This window comes from Bacillus sp. FSL L8-0528 (genome assembly GCF_038593085.1).
In the GTDB taxonomy this organism is placed as follows: domain Bacteria; phylum Bacillota; class Bacilli; order Bacillales; family Bacillaceae; genus Bacillus; species Bacillus paralicheniformis.
The window spans coordinates 3954619-3969908 of record NZ_CP151961.1 but is presented as its reverse complement, the minus strand read 5'-3'; the positions used below and the strand labels follow the sequence as shown (position 1 = coordinate 3969908).

The 15290-nt window shown below is 45.6% G+C and carries 15 protein-coding genes; 11 read left to right on the top strand and 4 right to left on the bottom strand.

Going from position 1 to position 15290, the window contains the following annotated elements:
* Positions 1–3: 3 nt before the first annotated feature.
* The 5 genes from MHI30_RS20285 (at position 4) to MHI30_RS20265 (ending at position 5004) form a co-directional block, all read left to right on the top strand.
* Entirely contained in the window at positions 4–957 is a 954-nt protein-coding gene (locus tag MHI30_RS20285; RefSeq protein WP_003186265.1) for a sugar kinase, read from the top strand.
* Positions 958–984: 27 nt separating this feature from the next.
* Positions 985–1611, top strand: a complete 627-nt coding sequence (locus MHI30_RS20280) for a bifunctional 4-hydroxy-2-oxoglutarate aldolase/2-dehydro-3-deoxy-phosphogluconate aldolase (RefSeq protein ID WP_003186263.1) — start codon at positions 985–987, stop codon at positions 1609–1611.
* Between the two features lie 16 nt (positions 1612–1627).
* The gene (gene dgoD, locus MHI30_RS20275) at positions 1628–2776 is read left to right on the top strand and encodes a galactonate dehydratase (protein WP_003186261.1); all 1149 of its coding nucleotides are present in this window, start codon (positions 1628–1630) and stop codon (positions 2774–2776) included.
* Between the two features lie 61 nt (positions 2777–2837).
* Positions 2838–4169 (top strand): MFS transporter, encoded by a 1332-nt coding sequence (locus MHI30_RS20270; protein ID WP_075751623.1) that lies wholly within the window; start codon positions 2838–2840, stop codon positions 4167–4169.
* Positions 4170–4263: 94 nt separating this feature from the next.
* On the top strand, positions 4264–5004 hold the full coding sequence (locus tag MHI30_RS20265; protein ID WP_075751622.1) for a TIGR02206 family membrane protein: 741 nt from the start codon (positions 4264–4266) through the stop codon (positions 5002–5004).
* Positions 5005–5168: 164 nt separating this feature from the next.
* Here MHI30_RS20265 and MHI30_RS20260 read toward each other — a convergent pair whose 3' ends face one another.
* The 3 genes from MHI30_RS20260 to MHI30_RS20250 all read right to left on the bottom strand — a co-directional run bounded on the left by MHI30_RS20260 (position 5169) and on the right by MHI30_RS20250 (position 9255).
* The gene (locus MHI30_RS20260) at positions 5169–7343 is read right to left on the bottom strand and encodes an MMPL family transporter (RefSeq protein ID WP_075751621.1); all 2175 of its coding nucleotides are present in this window, start codon (positions 7341–7343) and stop codon (positions 5169–5171) included.
* A 114-nt stretch (positions 7344–7457) separates the two neighbouring features.
* Positions 7458–8099, bottom strand: coding sequence for a response regulator transcription factor (locus MHI30_RS20255; protein ID WP_075751620.1), 642 nt, complete (start codon positions 8097–8099; stop codon positions 7458–7460).
* Positions 8092–9255 carry a sensor histidine kinase gene (locus MHI30_RS20250; RefSeq protein ID WP_075751835.1) on the bottom strand — a complete coding sequence of 388 codons (1164 nt, stop codon included), beginning with the start codon at positions 9253–9255 and terminating at the stop codon, positions 8092–8094. Before MHI30_RS20250 ends, MHI30_RS20255 begins: the two co-directional genes overlap by 8 nt.
* A 309-nt stretch (positions 9256–9564) precedes the next feature.
* Between MHI30_RS20250 and MHI30_RS20245 the strand changes: the two genes are divergently transcribed.
* From MHI30_RS20245 to MHI30_RS20230, 4 genes are all read left to right on the top strand, one after another.
* Positions 9565–9723, top strand: a complete 159-nt coding sequence (locus tag MHI30_RS20245) for a hypothetical protein (RefSeq protein WP_237562631.1) — start codon at positions 9565–9567, stop codon at positions 9721–9723.
* Positions 9720–9899 carry a hypothetical protein gene (locus tag MHI30_RS20240; RefSeq protein ID WP_142238584.1) on the top strand — a complete coding sequence of 60 codons (180 nt, stop codon included), beginning with the start codon at positions 9720–9722 and terminating at the stop codon, positions 9897–9899. The genes MHI30_RS20245 and MHI30_RS20240 overlap by 4 nt, the downstream gene beginning before the upstream one ends.
* A 117-nt stretch (positions 9900–10016) precedes the next feature.
* Positions 10017–10880, top strand: coding sequence for a glycosyltransferase family 8 protein (locus MHI30_RS20235; protein WP_075751619.1), 864 nt, complete (start codon positions 10017–10019; stop codon positions 10878–10880).
* Positions 10881–11034: 154 nt separating this feature from the next.
* Positions 11035–11991, top strand: a complete 957-nt coding sequence (locus MHI30_RS20230; protein WP_232513556.1) for a phosphoglycerate dehydrogenase — start codon at positions 11035–11037, stop codon at positions 11989–11991.
* A gap of 11 nt (positions 11992–12002) precedes the next feature.
* Here MHI30_RS20230 and MHI30_RS20225 read toward each other — a convergent pair whose 3' ends face one another.
* Positions 12003–12383: a VOC family protein gene (locus MHI30_RS20225; protein ID WP_075751617.1), complete on the bottom strand. Its 381-nt coding sequence runs from the start codon at positions 12381–12383 to the stop codon at positions 12003–12005.
* A 142-nt stretch (positions 12384–12525) separates the two neighbouring features.
* Here MHI30_RS20225 and MHI30_RS20220 point away from each other — a divergent pair, with 142 nt between their 5' ends.
* Entirely contained in the window at positions 12526–13716 is a 1191-nt protein-coding gene (locus MHI30_RS20220) for a class I SAM-dependent rRNA methyltransferase (RefSeq protein ID WP_075751616.1), read from the top strand.
* A 98-nt stretch (positions 13717–13814) separates the two neighbouring features.
* Positions 13815–15281 (top strand): sodium/proline symporter PutP, encoded by a 1467-nt coding sequence (gene putP, locus MHI30_RS20215; RefSeq protein ID WP_075751615.1) that lies wholly within the window; start codon positions 13815–13817, stop codon positions 15279–15281.
* Positions 15282–15290: the final 9 nt, after the last annotated feature.

The following is a 15290-nucleotide window of genomic DNA, read 5'->3' as shown; positions in this document are numbered from 1 at the left end:
CTGATGGATGTTATTAGCATAGGAGAGACAATGGCGCTGTTCACTCCGAATGAAGACGGCCCTCTCAGATACGCAAGAAACTATCAGGTGAGAATAGCGGGCGCAGAAACCAACACGCTGATCGGGCTTTCGAAGCTCGGGAAAAAAGCCGGCTGGATTACACGGCTTGGAAAAGACGAGTTCGGGGCGATGATTCTTTCTTCTGTCAGAGGAGAAGGAGTCGATGTGAGCCAGGTGAAGCTCGATGACGCGGCGCCGACCGGTTTGTTTTTTAAAGAAAGGAAAAGCGCGGCCAAAGTCAATGTCTTCTATTACAGGACGCTTTCAGCGGCGAGTTTTTTAAAGAAATGCGATATTGATGAGCAATACATTGAGAAAGCGGGGCTTTTATACATTACGGGAATTACCCCGGCTTTAAGTGAAAGCGCTTCAGATGCGGTGTTTTATGCAGTGGAGCTCGCCAAAAAGCACAATAAATGCGTTGTATTTGATCCGAACTTTCGAAAAAAGCTCTGGGACGGAGAGCGGGCGCGGCAGACCATGTTTGAACTTATCAAACGGTCTGATATCGTGCTTCCGGGGTTGAGCGAAGGGCGTTTTTTGTTCGGCACCGCTGATGAGAAAAAAATTGCGGAAGCCATCCGCGGGCTGGGGGCTGAAACTGCGATCATCAAGCTTGGTTCAAAAGGCGCCTATTATGCCGGCGGGAACGAAAGCGGCTATGCGGAAGGCTATCAGATTCAGGCAGCAGCGGATCCCGTGGGTGCCGGAGACGGCTTTGCGGCCGGCGTATTATCGGGTTTGATTGATCAAATTCCGCTTTCAGAAGCTGTCAAACGGGGCTGTGCCGTCGGCGCCATGGTAGCGGCGGTAAACGGTGATATTGAAGGGCTGCCTGACCGCGAATCACTGTTTGCGTTTATGGAACAATCTGATGAAGAAGATGTCAGCCGATAAAAAAACCGTAGAGAAAGGGTGGCAGAAATGATGGTATTGTCACACATCGAAGAACAAAAACTGATTGCGATCATCCGCGGATACAATCCGGAGGAGGCAGTGAGCATTGCCGGCGCCTTAAAAGCGGGCGGCATCAGGCTTGTGGAGATTACGCTTAATTCCCCTCAAGCGATCAAAGCGATTGAAGCGGTTTCAGAGCATTTTGGGGACGAAATGCTTGTCGGAGCGGGAACCGTACTTGATCCCGAATCTGCGAGAGCGGCGCTTTTAGCCGGCGCGCGGTTTATCCTGTCTCCGACCGTCAATGAAGAGACGATCAAGCTGACAAAACGGTATGGAGCGGTCAGCATTCCAGGCGCTTTTACCCCGACTGAAATATTGACGGCGTATGAAAGCGGGGGAGACATCATCAAGGTATTTCCCGGAACAATGGGGCCTGGCTATATCAAGGATATCCACGGACCGCTTCCGCATATTCCGCTGCTTCCGACTGGAGGAGTCGGATTGGAAAACCTTCACGAGTTTCTGCAGGCCGGTGCGGTCGGAGCGGGAATCGGCGGTTCGCTTGTTCGGGCTAATAAAGATGTTAATGACGCGTTTTTAGAAGAGCTGTCCAAAAAAGCAAAGCAATTTGTTGAAGCAGCAAAACAGTAAAAAGGGGAGATCAGAGATGAAAATAACAGGATTCGAGTGTTTCCTAATTCCGCCGCGCTGGCTTTTCTTAAAAATCGAAACGGATGAAGGCATTACAGGATGGGGAGAGCCGGTAATCGAGGGAAAGGCCGCGACAGTTAAGGCGGCTGTGGGCGAGTTAATGGAATATTTGATCGGCAAAGACCCGATGAACATCGAAGACCATTGGAATGTCATGTACAGAGGCGGGTTTTATCGGGGCGGGCCCATTCTGATGAGCGCGATTGCAGGCATCGATCAAGCGCTTTGGGACATTAAGGGCAAGTTTTACAACGCTCCCGTGCATCAGCTGCTCGGAGGGAAGAACAGGGAATCGATCAAGGTCTATTCATGGATTGGCGGAGACAGGCCTCAAGACGTCGGCCTCGCTGCCAAACAGGTGGTTGATAAAGGCTTTACAGCCGTCAAAATGAACGGCACGGAAGAGCTGCAATACATCGATTCACATGAAAAAATCGATCAGGTGATTGAAAGAATATCAGCAGTCAGAGAAGCGGTCGGCCCGTACATCGGAATCGGCATTGACTTTCACGGCAGGGTGCACAAGCCGATGGCGAAGATCTTGGCAAAGGAGCTTGAACCGTTTCGGCCGATGTTTATAGAAGAGCCTGTTCTGCCGGAAAACAACGAGGCGCTCCGCGATATCGCCAGCCTCGTCTCAATTCCGATTGCGACTGGAGAACGGATGTTTTCAAAGTGGCAGTTTAAAAACCTGCTGACTGACGGCTATGTCGATATCATTCAGCCTGACTTGTCACACGCCGGCGGAATTACCGAATGCAAAAAGATCCTGTCGATGGCGGAAGCATTTGATGTCGCCGCCGCCCCTCATTGTCCGCTGGGCCCGATCGCTCTGGCGGCATGCCTTCAGGTTGATGCAACGTGCCACAATGCATTTATACAGGAACAAAGCTTAGGGATCCATTACAACAAAGGGACGGATTTGCTTGATTATATAGTAGATCAAAAGGTGTTTTTCTATGAGGACGGCTATGTCCGGATTCCGGATGGACCTGGCCTTGGGGTGGACATCAATGAAGATCACGTCCGTAAAATGGCTGATATCGGGCACAACTGGCGCAATCCGGTATGGCGGCACAAGGACGGAAGCATAGCTGAATGGTAAAAATGATACCGTTTTCAAAAGGTGTCCGTCATTACAATCAAATAAAAGGAGAGGGCCTGTCATGAAACAAACAACTTTAAAAGAGAAGCCGACAAAGGTTAGAGTGCGGGTACTGCTGTTTATTTTTGTATGTGTCGTGATCAATTATATGGATCGAAGCAATATCTCTGTTGCAGCTTCTGCAATCGGGGACGATTTAAACTTGTCTGCCGTTCAATTGGGCTTGATTTTTTCAGCTTTCGGCTGGGCTTACTGCGCACTGCAAATACCGGGCGGCGGGCTTGTCGACCGGTTTGGCCCGAGGCTTGTCTACGGCTTTACCTTGGTTACATGGTCGCTCGCAACATTGCTTCAGGGGTTTGTCCGCGGCTTCGGTTCGCTATTCGGCTTGCGTCTTGCGACCGGAGCGTTTGAAGCGCCGGCTTTTCCGACCAATAACCGGGTGGTGACTTCATGGTTCCCTGAACAGGAAAGAGCTTCAGCCATTGCACTTTATACGTCGGGGCAATTTGCCGGCCTTGCATTTTTGACGCCGGCGCTCAGCGCCATCCAGCATGTCGTCGGCTGGCGCGGCCTTTTTATTGTAACAGGGGTGATCGGCATCATCTGGGGCCTGATCTGGTATATCTTTTATCGTGATCCTGATCGTCATCCAAAGGTAAACAAGGCTGAACTTGACCATATTGAAAAAGGCGGGGGTATCGTCCGCCGCGGCCGGACTTCCGAGAAAGAGAAATTGGCATTTACTTGGAAGCATTTTAAACAAGTGACCGCTCATCGCAAGCTGTGGGGCATATATATCGGACAGTTCGCCGTTAATTCGACTTTATGGTTTTTTCTGACGTGGTTTCCGACATACCTTGTAAAATATAGAGGCCTTGATTTTCTCCAATCCGGTTTTCTCGCCTCGCTTCCATTTCTTGCGGCATTTACCGGTGTTCTGTTGTCCGGCTTCCTGTCCGACTTTTTGATCAAAAGAGGCGTATCGGCCGGGGTTGCCCGCAAAACACCGATTATTACCGGATTGATCCTGTCTATTTCAATTATCGGTGCCAATTATGTCGATCAGACATCTCTGATCATTTTGTTTATGACGCTCGCCTTTTTTGGAAACGGTTTGGCCTCCATTACATGGGTGCTTGTATCGTCTTTAGCGCCTAAGCATTTGATCGGGCTGACCGGCGGAGTATTTAATTTTGTCGGCAGCCTCGCCTCCGTTATCGTTCCGATTGTCATCGGCTTTCTCGCCAACGGCGGAAGCTTTGCGCCCGCCCTCGTCTTTATCGGAGCCCTCGCCCTTGCGGGAGCGCTTTCCTACATCTTTCTTGTCGGAAAGGTTGAACGGATTCAGGTCAATGATAACGCAGAGGAAAACGATTCTATTTCTATGTGACACCCGGCTGCCGGATATTCGGCGGCCTTTTTGAATAATAGATCATGGTTTGTCACAAAATAACGTTCAAATATTTTGATGACAGGTGCTCAGGATGAAAACATACTTTCAAAAAGATTATCAGCTCGGCTCGTTTCAATTTTTTTCAACATCTCATATACTGACTTTGCTGGTGCTTGCAGCGCTCGGCGTTTGTTTGTTCGTCTTTCGCAAGACGTTGCAAAAACCGCGGTGGAACCGGGTGATTCGCTATGCCTTTGTGGCGGTTTTATTGATTTCTGAAATCAGCTACCACTCCTGGTTTATCTATGTAAATTCATGGACGCCGCGCTATTGTTTGCCGCTCCACCTCAGCGACCTTTCGGTTTATCTCGTCATCATTCTGTTATTGACGAAAAACCTCAACTTGTTTAAATTTCTTTATTTTGCCGGTTTGGGAAGCGCGCTGCAGGCGATTCTGACGCCTGACTTGGGAAGGTACGGCTTTCCTCATTTCCGCTTTTTTGAATTTTTCATTTCCCACGGGATCGTCGTTCTCGCCTGCCTCCTGATGATTGCAGCCGAAAGGTATAAGCCGACGGTTCGCTCTCTCTGGGTCACGTTTCTTCTTGTCAATGTTTATGGCGCTCTCATTTTTTTGATCAACCGTTTGCTGAACTCGAACTATATGTACATGATGAAGAAGCCCGGCGGCGGAGCATCGCTGTTAGATGTGCTCGGGCCATGGCCGTGGTATCTTTTATCAGCTGAAGCGGTCACGATCGTCTTCTTCTATCTTCTCTATTTGCCGTTTTGGATTGCCGGGAAGGTGAAAGAAAAAAAGGGTCTTGCATGATTCCTGTATTTCTGAATAGGGGCGGCCGTATCCCATCGGCCAAGAGACCTTAAAAAATCAAAATGAGTGATTGCACCATCAGTGTCTCCTTTTTAACTAATCATTCACACCGTGATCAGGAATATGAAGCAAAAAAGCAGATCTCGTAAAAGATCTGCTTTCTATTACATACTGATTTGTTTCTTTTGTTCATAATCTATTTCTGGCTGTATTTCCTTTGTGAGTTGATGTCCTTCTATGTCCACATTCGGAATCATCTTGTCCAGCCATTTTGGCAAGTACCAGGCTGCATTCCCCATCAGCTTCATCACACTTGGAATCAGTGTCATGCGTACAATAAATGCATCAAAGAGCACACCGAAGGAAAGAGCCAGCCCGTTGGCTTTAATAGAAGCTTCTCCGGCAAAGATAAATCCTGCAAAAACGAATATCATGATCAGGCCGGCTGCGGTGACAACAGGACCGCTGTGTTTTAATCCGGCTTGAATCGCTTGTACTGGATTTTTTGTTTTCACATATTCTTCACGCATTCTGCTTACAAGGAATACTTGATAATCCATGGCTAATCCAAACAGAATCCCAATAGATAAAATCGGCAGGAACGCGAGTATCGGCCCTTTTTCAGGTATTTTGAAAAAGTCGATGAGATTCCCGTCTTGTAGAACAAATACACAGATCCCAAGAGTGGCAGTCATTGTTAAAATGAAACCTGCAACAGCAACAAGCGGCACCAGCAGCGAACGGAATACGATTGTCAGCAATACAAACGCAAAACCAACAATGAGCACAGCAAACACCGGTATCGCATCATTCAGGCGATCTGAAATATCAATATTCACTGCAGTCGATCCTGTAACGAGCAAATCTACCCCGTTTTTATCTGATAAGCTGCGTACATCCTTTACCAAATCCTTTGTTGCCACATCATTTGGCCCTGTTTCAGGAACGACCGTAATGATGGCAAAGTTTCCTTCTTTATTAGGCATTGCGGGAGTGACACTCGCTACATGGTCTAGTTCCTTTATTTCTTTTACTGCATCTGCGAAGGCTTCCGCCTTATTTTCTGCCACACTTGTGGCATCCGCTACGATTGTTAATTGACCGTTAAATCCTTCTCCAAAACCGTCAGCAAGCAAGTCATAAGCCCGGCGATCCGGATTATCCTTGGCTTTCATCCCTGCATCAGGCAAGCCCAGCTCCAAATGCATAGATGGGACACTAATGACGAGCAAAATGAGAATGCTGCATACACTTAGCATGATAGGGTTTTTTGTGACAAAGCGTCCCCAGGCATTTGTTTCAGCGCTTTGTTTTTCTTTTTTCTTGTTTGCTTTTGGAGCCATCCGTTTCCCTGCAATCGATAAGACGGCAGGAACAAGCGTGATTGAGGCGAGAACAGCTAACCATACACTAAGCCCTGCTGTCAGCCCCATTGCAGACATAAAAGGAATGTTAACAACCGTCAATCCGCAAAGTGCGACGATAACAGTAAGTCCGGCAAAAACGACTGCACTCCCAGCTGTTCCTGTAGCTCTCGCAATAGATTCATTTTTTTGTATGCCTTCGCCTAAAAACTGGCGGTGCTTCGTAAAAATAAATAAAGCATAATCAATCCCAACAGCAAGGCCAATCATTCCGGCTAATGAAAGACTGACGGAAGCAATATCGAATACTTGTGTCCCGATCAAAACCAGTCCAATACTCGCACCTAATCCAATCAGTGCAGTTATAATCGGTAAACCCGCTATTAATAAAGAGCCAAACGTAATGGCTAAAACGACAAAGGCCAAAATAATGCCGACAATTTCAGAGATGCCGCCTATCTCCATCTCAGCTCCCGGTACATCTCCGCTTAGCTCAGTTTGCAATCCCTCATAATCAGCCATTTTCAAACTGTCTTTTAAGTGTTTGATAGAGTCATCCTTTATATCATCTGCTGATGATTTATACTTGATATCAGCATAGGCAACTGTGCCGTCTTTCGCGATTGTTCCTGTCACAAAAGGACTTGCAATCGAGTCAACGGAACCATCTTTATCGATTTCCTTTAATGTATTTTCTATTGCTTTTTTCGCTGGTTCTGCAGTAAGTTTCTCTCCATCATCAGCACCGAAAATCACCCGTATGCTCCCTTTATCAGGGCCGTGAGGAAATTCTTTTTGAATCACATCCATCGCTTTTTCCGAAGGTGTGTCAGGTATAGACATATCCTCAGAAAAACTTGGTTTTAACGTGATTGCAAGCCCTATCGAAGCAACTAACACAACGATCCACGCACATACTACTTTTACGCGATGGCGAGCAACCCATCCTCCTAATTTATATAACATTTTTGACATGATAATCTCCTTTCAACACATTGCTTGATCACCTTCTTTCTCATTGTAGTTGACCATGAAATAAAAAAAACGTACATTCGTGCATGTACGTTTGGGCAAATTTTAAATTTGAAGTTATTTGTCTAATGTCAGAATCCCTCTTTGCATGGCAATCGTCACGGCTTCAGTTCTTGAATTCGCGCCTAATTTATTGTAAATGGACGTTAACCTGGACTTGACTGTTCTCTCTGAAACGCCCAAATCAAAGGCGATCGCTTTGCTTTTAAGACCTTTAGCAATTGCTTTTAAAACAATGACTTCCTTTTCTGTCAGCTGTGTATCACTGTTCTGTTTTTTTATCCGCTCCAATTGGATTTCTTGCAGACGTTTTAAAATATCAGGCTGCAACAGCACGTTTCCGCTTATTGCTGCGTCCATTGTATGAAAAAGGGTTGCTGAACTCGTATCCTTCAGCAAATATCCTTTCGCCCCTAATTCAATTCCTTCGATCATGAAGTGATCTTCATTATAAGTAGTTAAAATAATGATAGGGATGTCATGTTTTTCTTTTATTTGTTTAATGGCTTCTAACCCGCTCATCTCCGGCATATACAAATCCATAAGAATAATATCCGGTTTTAATTCATCTGCAAGGCGGACTGCCGCTTTGCCATTTTCCGCCTCTCCTATGATGGTGTAGTGATCATTCGTTTCAATTAAAAGCTTCAGACCTTCCCTCACGACAAGATGGTCATCAACGATTAAAACCTTATACATCTTGCATCTCTCCCTGAATTGGTACTGTGATCTCAATTTGTGTTCCTTTTGATTTTGTACTCTTTATATTAAATTGGCCTTTCATGGCTCTGACGCGTTCTTCTATGCCGAGAAGCCCGTAATGTCCTCTCTTTTTCTTGCTCTTTTCAACATCAAATCCTTTGCCATTGTCCTTGACAGTTAAATGGAGCTTCCCCTTATCATCATCCCAAATGGATACCGAGATCGTTTCTGCTTCAGCATGCTTTGCTGCATTCGTTATGCATTCTCCAATGATGTAATAACAGTTTTCAGCTGTACGAACGTCTAATACCTGATGTAATCTGTAGTCTAAAAAACCACCCATGCCTGTCGACTCTTGAAAATGATCCATTAGGGAGGTAATTCTTTCTTTTAGAAAACCGATTTCTTCTGATTTGCTGCGCAGATCGTCAATCGCTGAACGCGCGTCCGCCAATGTACCTCTCACTCTTTTCATTGATTGTTGAATGATTTCTATTGCTCTTTCTGTGTTGCCTTTGGCGAGATGAACATGAATCGCATCCAGCTGCATATTTAAACTGACCAGTCCTTGAGCAAGCGTATCGTGTAAGTCCCGGGCCATACGCTGCCTTTCGTTTTGCAGCGTCAGCTGTTCGACCTGCTGATGAGCCAGCTCCAGCCTTTCAAGAGTCAGCTGCGCTTTTATCTTTTCATCGACTTGGGCAAATAATGTAGCGGCATAAGTAATAATCACGGTTATAGTAGGTACGGCAATGACAAGAAAATGCAAATATTCACCTTTGTGAATCTGATATACTACATTGATGAACAGCAGCAGCAATAAATAAAGTATGAGGAAAGTCTTTTTTCTATCTGCCATTCCTATAATCTGTCCAATCAAAAATGCATAAAGGCCAATGATAATCAGCACTAAGAAGCCAGTCATGACATTAGCCAGTGTAAAAGTAATCAAACCTTGCAGCACAAAATATAGAATGACCCTTTTCTTAACCCAGCGATATGAATGCCAATGCAGCAAAGCAAAAATGGCGGTCAATACTGTGAACACATGAAGCAATAAAATGGACCAGCTCCCATTAAGAAATTGCAGCACGACAGAGGCTACATAGATCATGAGAATAAAAGCCAGGCCAGGCACTCTGAGCGCAAGCATATTTAATGCCCGTCTATCATGTGAGTAGTACTTTTCTTTGAAAGGATTCAAACCTATCCACTTCCTTTAATAGTTTAACCGAACAGAGATTCATGTCATTCATTGATCGTGCAATATACATTTATCCAATCATTTTATAGGAAGAGAAGGAACACAACAATACCAAGGTGCAGTGAACCATTAGATGTTCCCAACATATGTTCATTGCCCAAACGTACATAAGTGTTCTGCCTATATGTACGTTTTATCTTTTCAAATTTACATTTAAAATAATGAAGAACTCACTATTTATTAAAGGAATGATCAACATTGAAATCGATTGATCACACAATTTTATCATTAAAAAGAAAAGGTATCCGAACTGAGAAAGTGTCAAAAAATCAGTGCCCTGATACGAACGAAAAAACAGACAAGCATAGAAACAAAAATAGTCAATCCAAGAACACGTGTAAAGAAAAAGAGGAATAAATATGTATTGGTTTTTAGGTGCTTTATTATATGTTCTCATCGGTACTTGTATATTCATTGGAGTCATTAGAGACAGTCACTCAGGCTCATGGGTACTCCTTGCATTAGCAGCTCCACTCATCATTGTTGGCTATCCTTACTTTTATTCAAAGAAGCTTTTTGCCAAAAGATCGTGAAATAGACGCCATACAATCTGAGGATCTTGCAAGATCCTTTTTTTTTCGGCCTATCGACGGTGTTTATCTTTTGAAAAAAGGGAATAGAACAAAAAAAGAAAAGGAGATGGAAGACATATGAAAAGCGACCGAACCATGCATATTATTTCTTGTACAGACAATAACTACGCACAGCATTTAAGCGTGATGTTCGCATCATTGCTGACGAATATGGATCAGACGCGCGATGTGAAACTGTATGTCATCGACGGAGGGATTGAACCGGAAAATAAAAAGCGTCTGGAAGAGACGACCCTTCAATTCGGAGCCCCCATTACATTTCTTAATGTAGAAAAAAGCCAGTATGACCGGGCGGTCGAAAGCAGCCATATTACAAAAGCGGCATACTATCGGATTTCCATCCCGGATCTGATTGATGACGAATCCGTCAAACGAATGATTTATGTCGATTGCGACGCCTTAGTTTTAGAGGATATATCGAAGTTGTGGGACAAGGACATTTCACCGTATTACGCAGCGGCGGTTGAAGATGCAGGCCAGCATGAACGGCTGAAAAAGATGAACATCAGCGACGAAGCAAAATATTTTAACTCAGGTATTATGGTTATCGATATGGAAGCCTGGAGAAAAAACGACATTTCGAAAAAAGTCATCGACTTTATCAATAACAACGATGAAGACATGTTTGTGTTTCATGACCAAGACGCGCTGAATGCGATTCTTTATGATCAGTGGCTCGAACTTCATCCGAGGTGGAATGCCCAAACACACATTATTTTAAAAGAAAAAACACCGGCTTCCCTCATTGATCAAAAGCGCTATATGGAAACAAGGGCAAATCCGGCAATCGTTCATTTCTGCGGCGGAAACAAGCCTTGGAATTCAAACACCTCACACCCGTACGCCCGTCAATATTTTAAGTATTTGCAGTCCACAGCCTTTAACCAGCCGGCCAAATTGTCTAAAAACCATGTCAGCTAACATGCCAATCTCATTTTAAATCGCAGGATGAATCGATATAATTTACAACAAACCCTGACGTATCCCCATATTCGCTTGTTTCCTTTCATCGGAAACAAGCATTTTTCTTGGCGTGCAAACATTTTTGACGAATGGAGGAGTGCTTTTGGTTAAAGTGCTGTTGACGCTTAACGGACTGTTTTACCGCGCAGCGCCGCTGTTGAAGGAAAGGGTCGAACGGCTCGGTGCCGAATTTGCGTTTTTGGATTCAAATCGGTTGACGAGACAGGATTTACTGACTCATATCAAGGATGTCCATATTTATATCGCCGGCATTGAAAAAGCGGATCGGGAGCTGATCGACGCCGCCCCGGAACTCCGATATATCATGAAATTCGGCGCGGGAATCGACAATATTGATGTAGAATATGCAAACGAAAAAGGAATCCTTGTCACGAATGCTCCCGGCCAAAACGCCTCGGCAGTCGCCGACTTGGCATTCGGCCTTCTGCTGTCCGGCGCCCGTTCGATCCCGCAGTCAAACGCCGCAGTCAAAGCCGGTTTATGGAAAACGGCGATGGGCTATGAGCTCGATGGAAAAACGCTGGGGCTTATCGGTTTTGGGGAAATCGGCAAAAAGGTTGCAAGGCGGGCCTCCGGGTTTCATATGAACGTTTTGGCGTACGGCACATACAAAGACTATAATGCAGCCAAACGGCTGAATGTACGGTTCGCAGAGCTTGACGATCTCCTGGCGAAATCTGACTTTGTCTGTATCAGCACGTCATTAAGAGCTGCCACCTATCATTTGATCAATCAAGAAAAGCTGGCAAAAATGAAGAAAACCGCGTACCTGGTCAACATTGCCCGCGGAGAAGTGGTAGACGAAAGCGCGCTCATTCAAGCGCTTGAACAAAAGCAGATCAGAGGCGCAGCATTGGACGTCTTTGAAACCGAACCGCCGGCCGCCCGGATCACTAGCCTCGGCAATGCCATATGCACGGCGCATATCGGCGGCGCTACGTATGAGAGCATCAGGCGCATCGAAGAAGTGACATATCAAAATATCAAAAGGTTTATCGAAAAACAGCCGCCGGCTTTCCGCGTTCCATCAAGACCGGAAACGCGATAAGCCGCGTCCGGTTATGTTCTTTGAAAAAACTCGACCATTTCTCCTTCCGGCCCAAAAAGAAAAAAATAGCGGAAGCCGTTCGGCAATACGGTGATCTCGTCTTCCATCAGCTTGATGCCGGCGCCTTTTACGCGGGCGAATTCAGCCTCGATATCATCGGTTGAGACGGCAAAATGATGTACTTTTCCTTCCTGAGGAAGGCTGTCGTTATATCCCTCGATCAATTCAAGCTCTGTCTCGTCTCTGTTCTCAAAACCTAAAAAAGCGAGCTTCATGACGCCGTTTGTATGGGTCATTCTGCCTTTCAGCGTCATTCCGATCACATCCTGGTAGAATGCGATCGAAGCATCAATGTCTTTCACCATCAGTCCTACGTGGTCGATTCGCGCCATTTCGCCATTCCTCCTTTTGTTTCTCCATCATTTTAGAAAGATCGGAATCATCTGTCAATTTTATCGATTACATGATGAATAAGAATATTGATCAGGCGTTATGGTAGGATAGAGAAGACTTTAAAATAAGGACTGAAATCAAATGCATACATTAAAAATAAAACATCCATTCGCTGCAAAAATGAAAAAGGGCTATCCCTTAATTGAAAAAGAAGCTGTTTCTTCGCAAGAAAACGGCATAAAAGAAGGTTCGCTGATCAGGATTGCCGATGAAAACGGCAGGTTTTTGGGAAAGGGCTATTATGGCGAGCAAAACAAAGGAATCGGCTGGATTCTGACCCGAAACGAAGAGGAGTCGATTGATCAGTCATTCTTTTTAAGCAGGCTGGCGAACGCCTTTCAGGCCAGAAAATCGCTTTTTCAAGACCCGGATACGACCGCTTTTCGTTTGTTTAACGGGGAAGGCGATGGAATCGGCGGCTTTACGATTGATTATTATGACGGCTACTATTTGTTCCAATGGTACAGCAAAGGGATTTATACGTTTAAGGAAACGATTATGGAGGCCCTCGATGAATTGACGGACTATAAAGCCGTATATGAGAAAAAACGGTTTAATACGGCCGGGCAGTATGTAGAAGATGACGACTTTGTTAAAGGAGAGAGAGGGGAATTTCCGATCATTGTGAAAGAGAACGGCATTCATTTTGCCGTTTACCTCAATGACGGAGCGATGACCGGCGTTTTTCTCGATCAGCGCCATGTCCGCAAAGCGGTTAGGGACCGGTATGCGGAAGGAAAAACCGTGCTCAACACCTTCTCATATACAGGTGCATTTTCTGTGGCGGCAGCGCTTGGAGGCGCTGAAAAAACGACGAGCGTTGATGTTGCAAACCGCAGTTTAAGCAGGACGATCGAACAATTCAGCGTGAACGGGCTGGATTATGAAGCTCATGATATTAAAGTCATGGACGTTTTTAAATATTTTCAATACGCGGCCAAAAAAGAACTCGCCTTTGACCTCGTCATCCTTGATCCGCCTTCATTTGCGAGAACGAAAAAGCATACATTTAGCGCGGCAAAGGATTATAAAAATCTGTTGAAAGACGCGATTCGGATCACTGAAAATCAAGGTGTGATCGTCGCTTCAACGAACAGCAGCGCTTTTGGAATGAAAAAATTCAAAGGTTTTATCGAAGCGGCATGCAAAGAAACGGGGACGCGCTTTACAGTGCTTGAGGAGCATTCGCTTCCCGAAGATTTTCATACGGTGAAAAGCTATCCTGAAGGCGATTATTTAAAAGTTGTCTTTTTGCGGATCCGCCGCCGTTAATGTAAGGACGGGGAAAAATTTTGCGATAAAAACAATACCTGTCGATCAATTATTCATGTATATTGATATTACGCAAATCACTCAGGCAGGGGGAAGTTATGGATTACGGAATTTTAATATCGATAGGTATTTATATGGCAGGAATGCTTTTCATCGGATATTTTGCATATCGAAGAACTTCAAATTTGACCGACTACATGCTTGGCGGAAGAAATCTGGGCCCCGCTGTCACCGCGTTAAGCGCAGGTGCTTCCGATATGAGCGGCTGGCTATTAATGGGGCTGCCCGGTGCGATGTTTCTGAACGGATTGAGCAGCGGCTGGATCGTTGTCGGTCTGACAATCGGCGCTTATTTGAACTGGGTGTATGTTGCGCCGAGGCTGAGAACGTATACGGAAACGGCCGGCAACAGCATTACCATACCGGATTATTTCGAAAACCGTTTTAAAGACGGTTCAAGGCTGTTACGGGTGACGTCGGCTTTCGTTATTTTAGTATTTTTCACTTTTTATACATCATCCGGAATGGTGGCGGGCGGAGAGCTGTTCAGAACCGCATTCCACCTTGATTATCGGATCGGCATCTGGCTGACGGCCGGGGTTGTCATTCTTTATACGCTCTTCGGGGGCTTTCTGGCTGTCAGTTGGACCGATTTTGTTCAAGGGACGATCATGTTTATCGCGCTCATCTTAATGCCGATCGTTGTCTTTGTCCAATTGGGGGGAATTGCGCCGGCGTTTTCGGAAGTGAGCGCGGTCAACTCGGACCTCCTCCGCCCGTTTCAAGGAACAACCGCAATCGGGATTATTTCTTTACTGGCATGGGGGCTCGGCTATTTTGGACAGCCTCATATTATTGTCAGGTTTATGGCGATTTCAAGCGTGAAAGAGTTGAAGAGTGCCAGAAGAATCGGCATGGGCTGGATGATCTTTTCGATTTGCGGAGCGATGCTGACAGGACTCGTCGGCATTGCCTATTTCAGCGCGAATCATCTTTCGTTAAAGAATGCCGAGACGATATTCATTAAGCTGGCCGACCTTTTGTTCCCTTCGATGATTACGGGGTTTTTGCTGGCCTCCATTTTAGCAGCTGTCATGAGCACGATTTCTTCGCAGCTTCTTGTAACCTCAAGCGCGCTGACAGAGGATTTTTATAAAGCGTTTGTCCGGAAAGGAGCTTCTGACAAAGAACTTGTGCTTGTCGGAAGGCTGTCTGTCCTCGCGATTTCACTGATCGCCCTCATGATGGCGCTTCATCCGAATGAAACGATACTGAATCTTGTCGGCTATGCATGGGCAGGCTTCGGGGCGGCATTTGGCCCTGTCGTTCTGCTGAGCCTGTATTGGAAACGAATGACGAAGTGGGGCGCGCTTTCCGGGATGCTGTCCGGGGCGCTGACCGTTATGGTGTGGGAGCAAGTGAAAGCTTTTGAACCGATTTATGAAATCATTCCCGGATTTATTGTTTGCACAATCGTGATCATCGTCGTCAGCCTGATGACAAAGAAGCCGTCCGTAGAGATTGAAAAGGAATTTGAGACGGCGGTTGAACAGCTGAAAGGGTGAGAATATAGT

Coding starts and splice junctions, on each gene's coding strand:
- MHI30_RS20270 (WP_075751623.1), top strand. CDS start 2,838: ATGAAACAAACAACTTTAAAAGAGAAGCCGACAAAGGTTAGAGTGCGG.
- MHI30_RS20260 (WP_075751621.1), bottom strand. CDS start 7,343: ATGTCAAAAATGTTATATAAATTAGGAGGATGGGTTGCTCGCCATCGC.
- MHI30_RS20285 (WP_003186265.1), top strand. CDS start 4: ATGGATGTTATTAGCATAGGAGAGACAATGGCGCTGTTCACTCCGAAT.
- putP (WP_075751615.1), top strand. CDS start 13,815: ATGGATTACGGAATTTTAATATCGATAGGTATTTATATGGCAGGAATG.
- MHI30_RS20220 (WP_075751616.1), top strand. CDS start 12,526: ATGCATACATTAAAAATAAAACATCCATTCGCTGCAAAAATGAAAAAG.
- MHI30_RS20235 (WP_075751619.1), top strand. CDS start 10,017: ATGAAAAGCGACCGAACCATGCATATTATTTCTTGTACAGACAATAAC.
- MHI30_RS20265 (WP_075751622.1), top strand. CDS start 4,264: ATGAAAACATACTTTCAAAAAGATTATCAGCTCGGCTCGTTTCAATTT.
- dgoD (WP_003186261.1), top strand. CDS start 1,628: ATGAAAATAACAGGATTCGAGTGTTTCCTAATTCCGCCGCGCTGGCTT.
- MHI30_RS20225 (WP_075751617.1), bottom strand. CDS start 12,383: ATGGCGCGAATCGACCACGTAGGACTGATGGTGAAAGACATTGATGCT.
- MHI30_RS20255 (WP_075751620.1), bottom strand. CDS start 8,099: ATGTATAAGGTTTTAATCGTTGATGACCATCTTGTCGTGAGGGAAGGT.
- MHI30_RS20280 (WP_003186263.1), top strand. CDS start 985: ATGATGGTATTGTCACACATCGAAGAACAAAAACTGATTGCGATCATC.
- MHI30_RS20250 (WP_075751835.1), bottom strand. CDS start 9,255: ATGCTTGCGCTCAGAGTGCCTGGCCTGGCTTTTATTCTCATGATCTAT.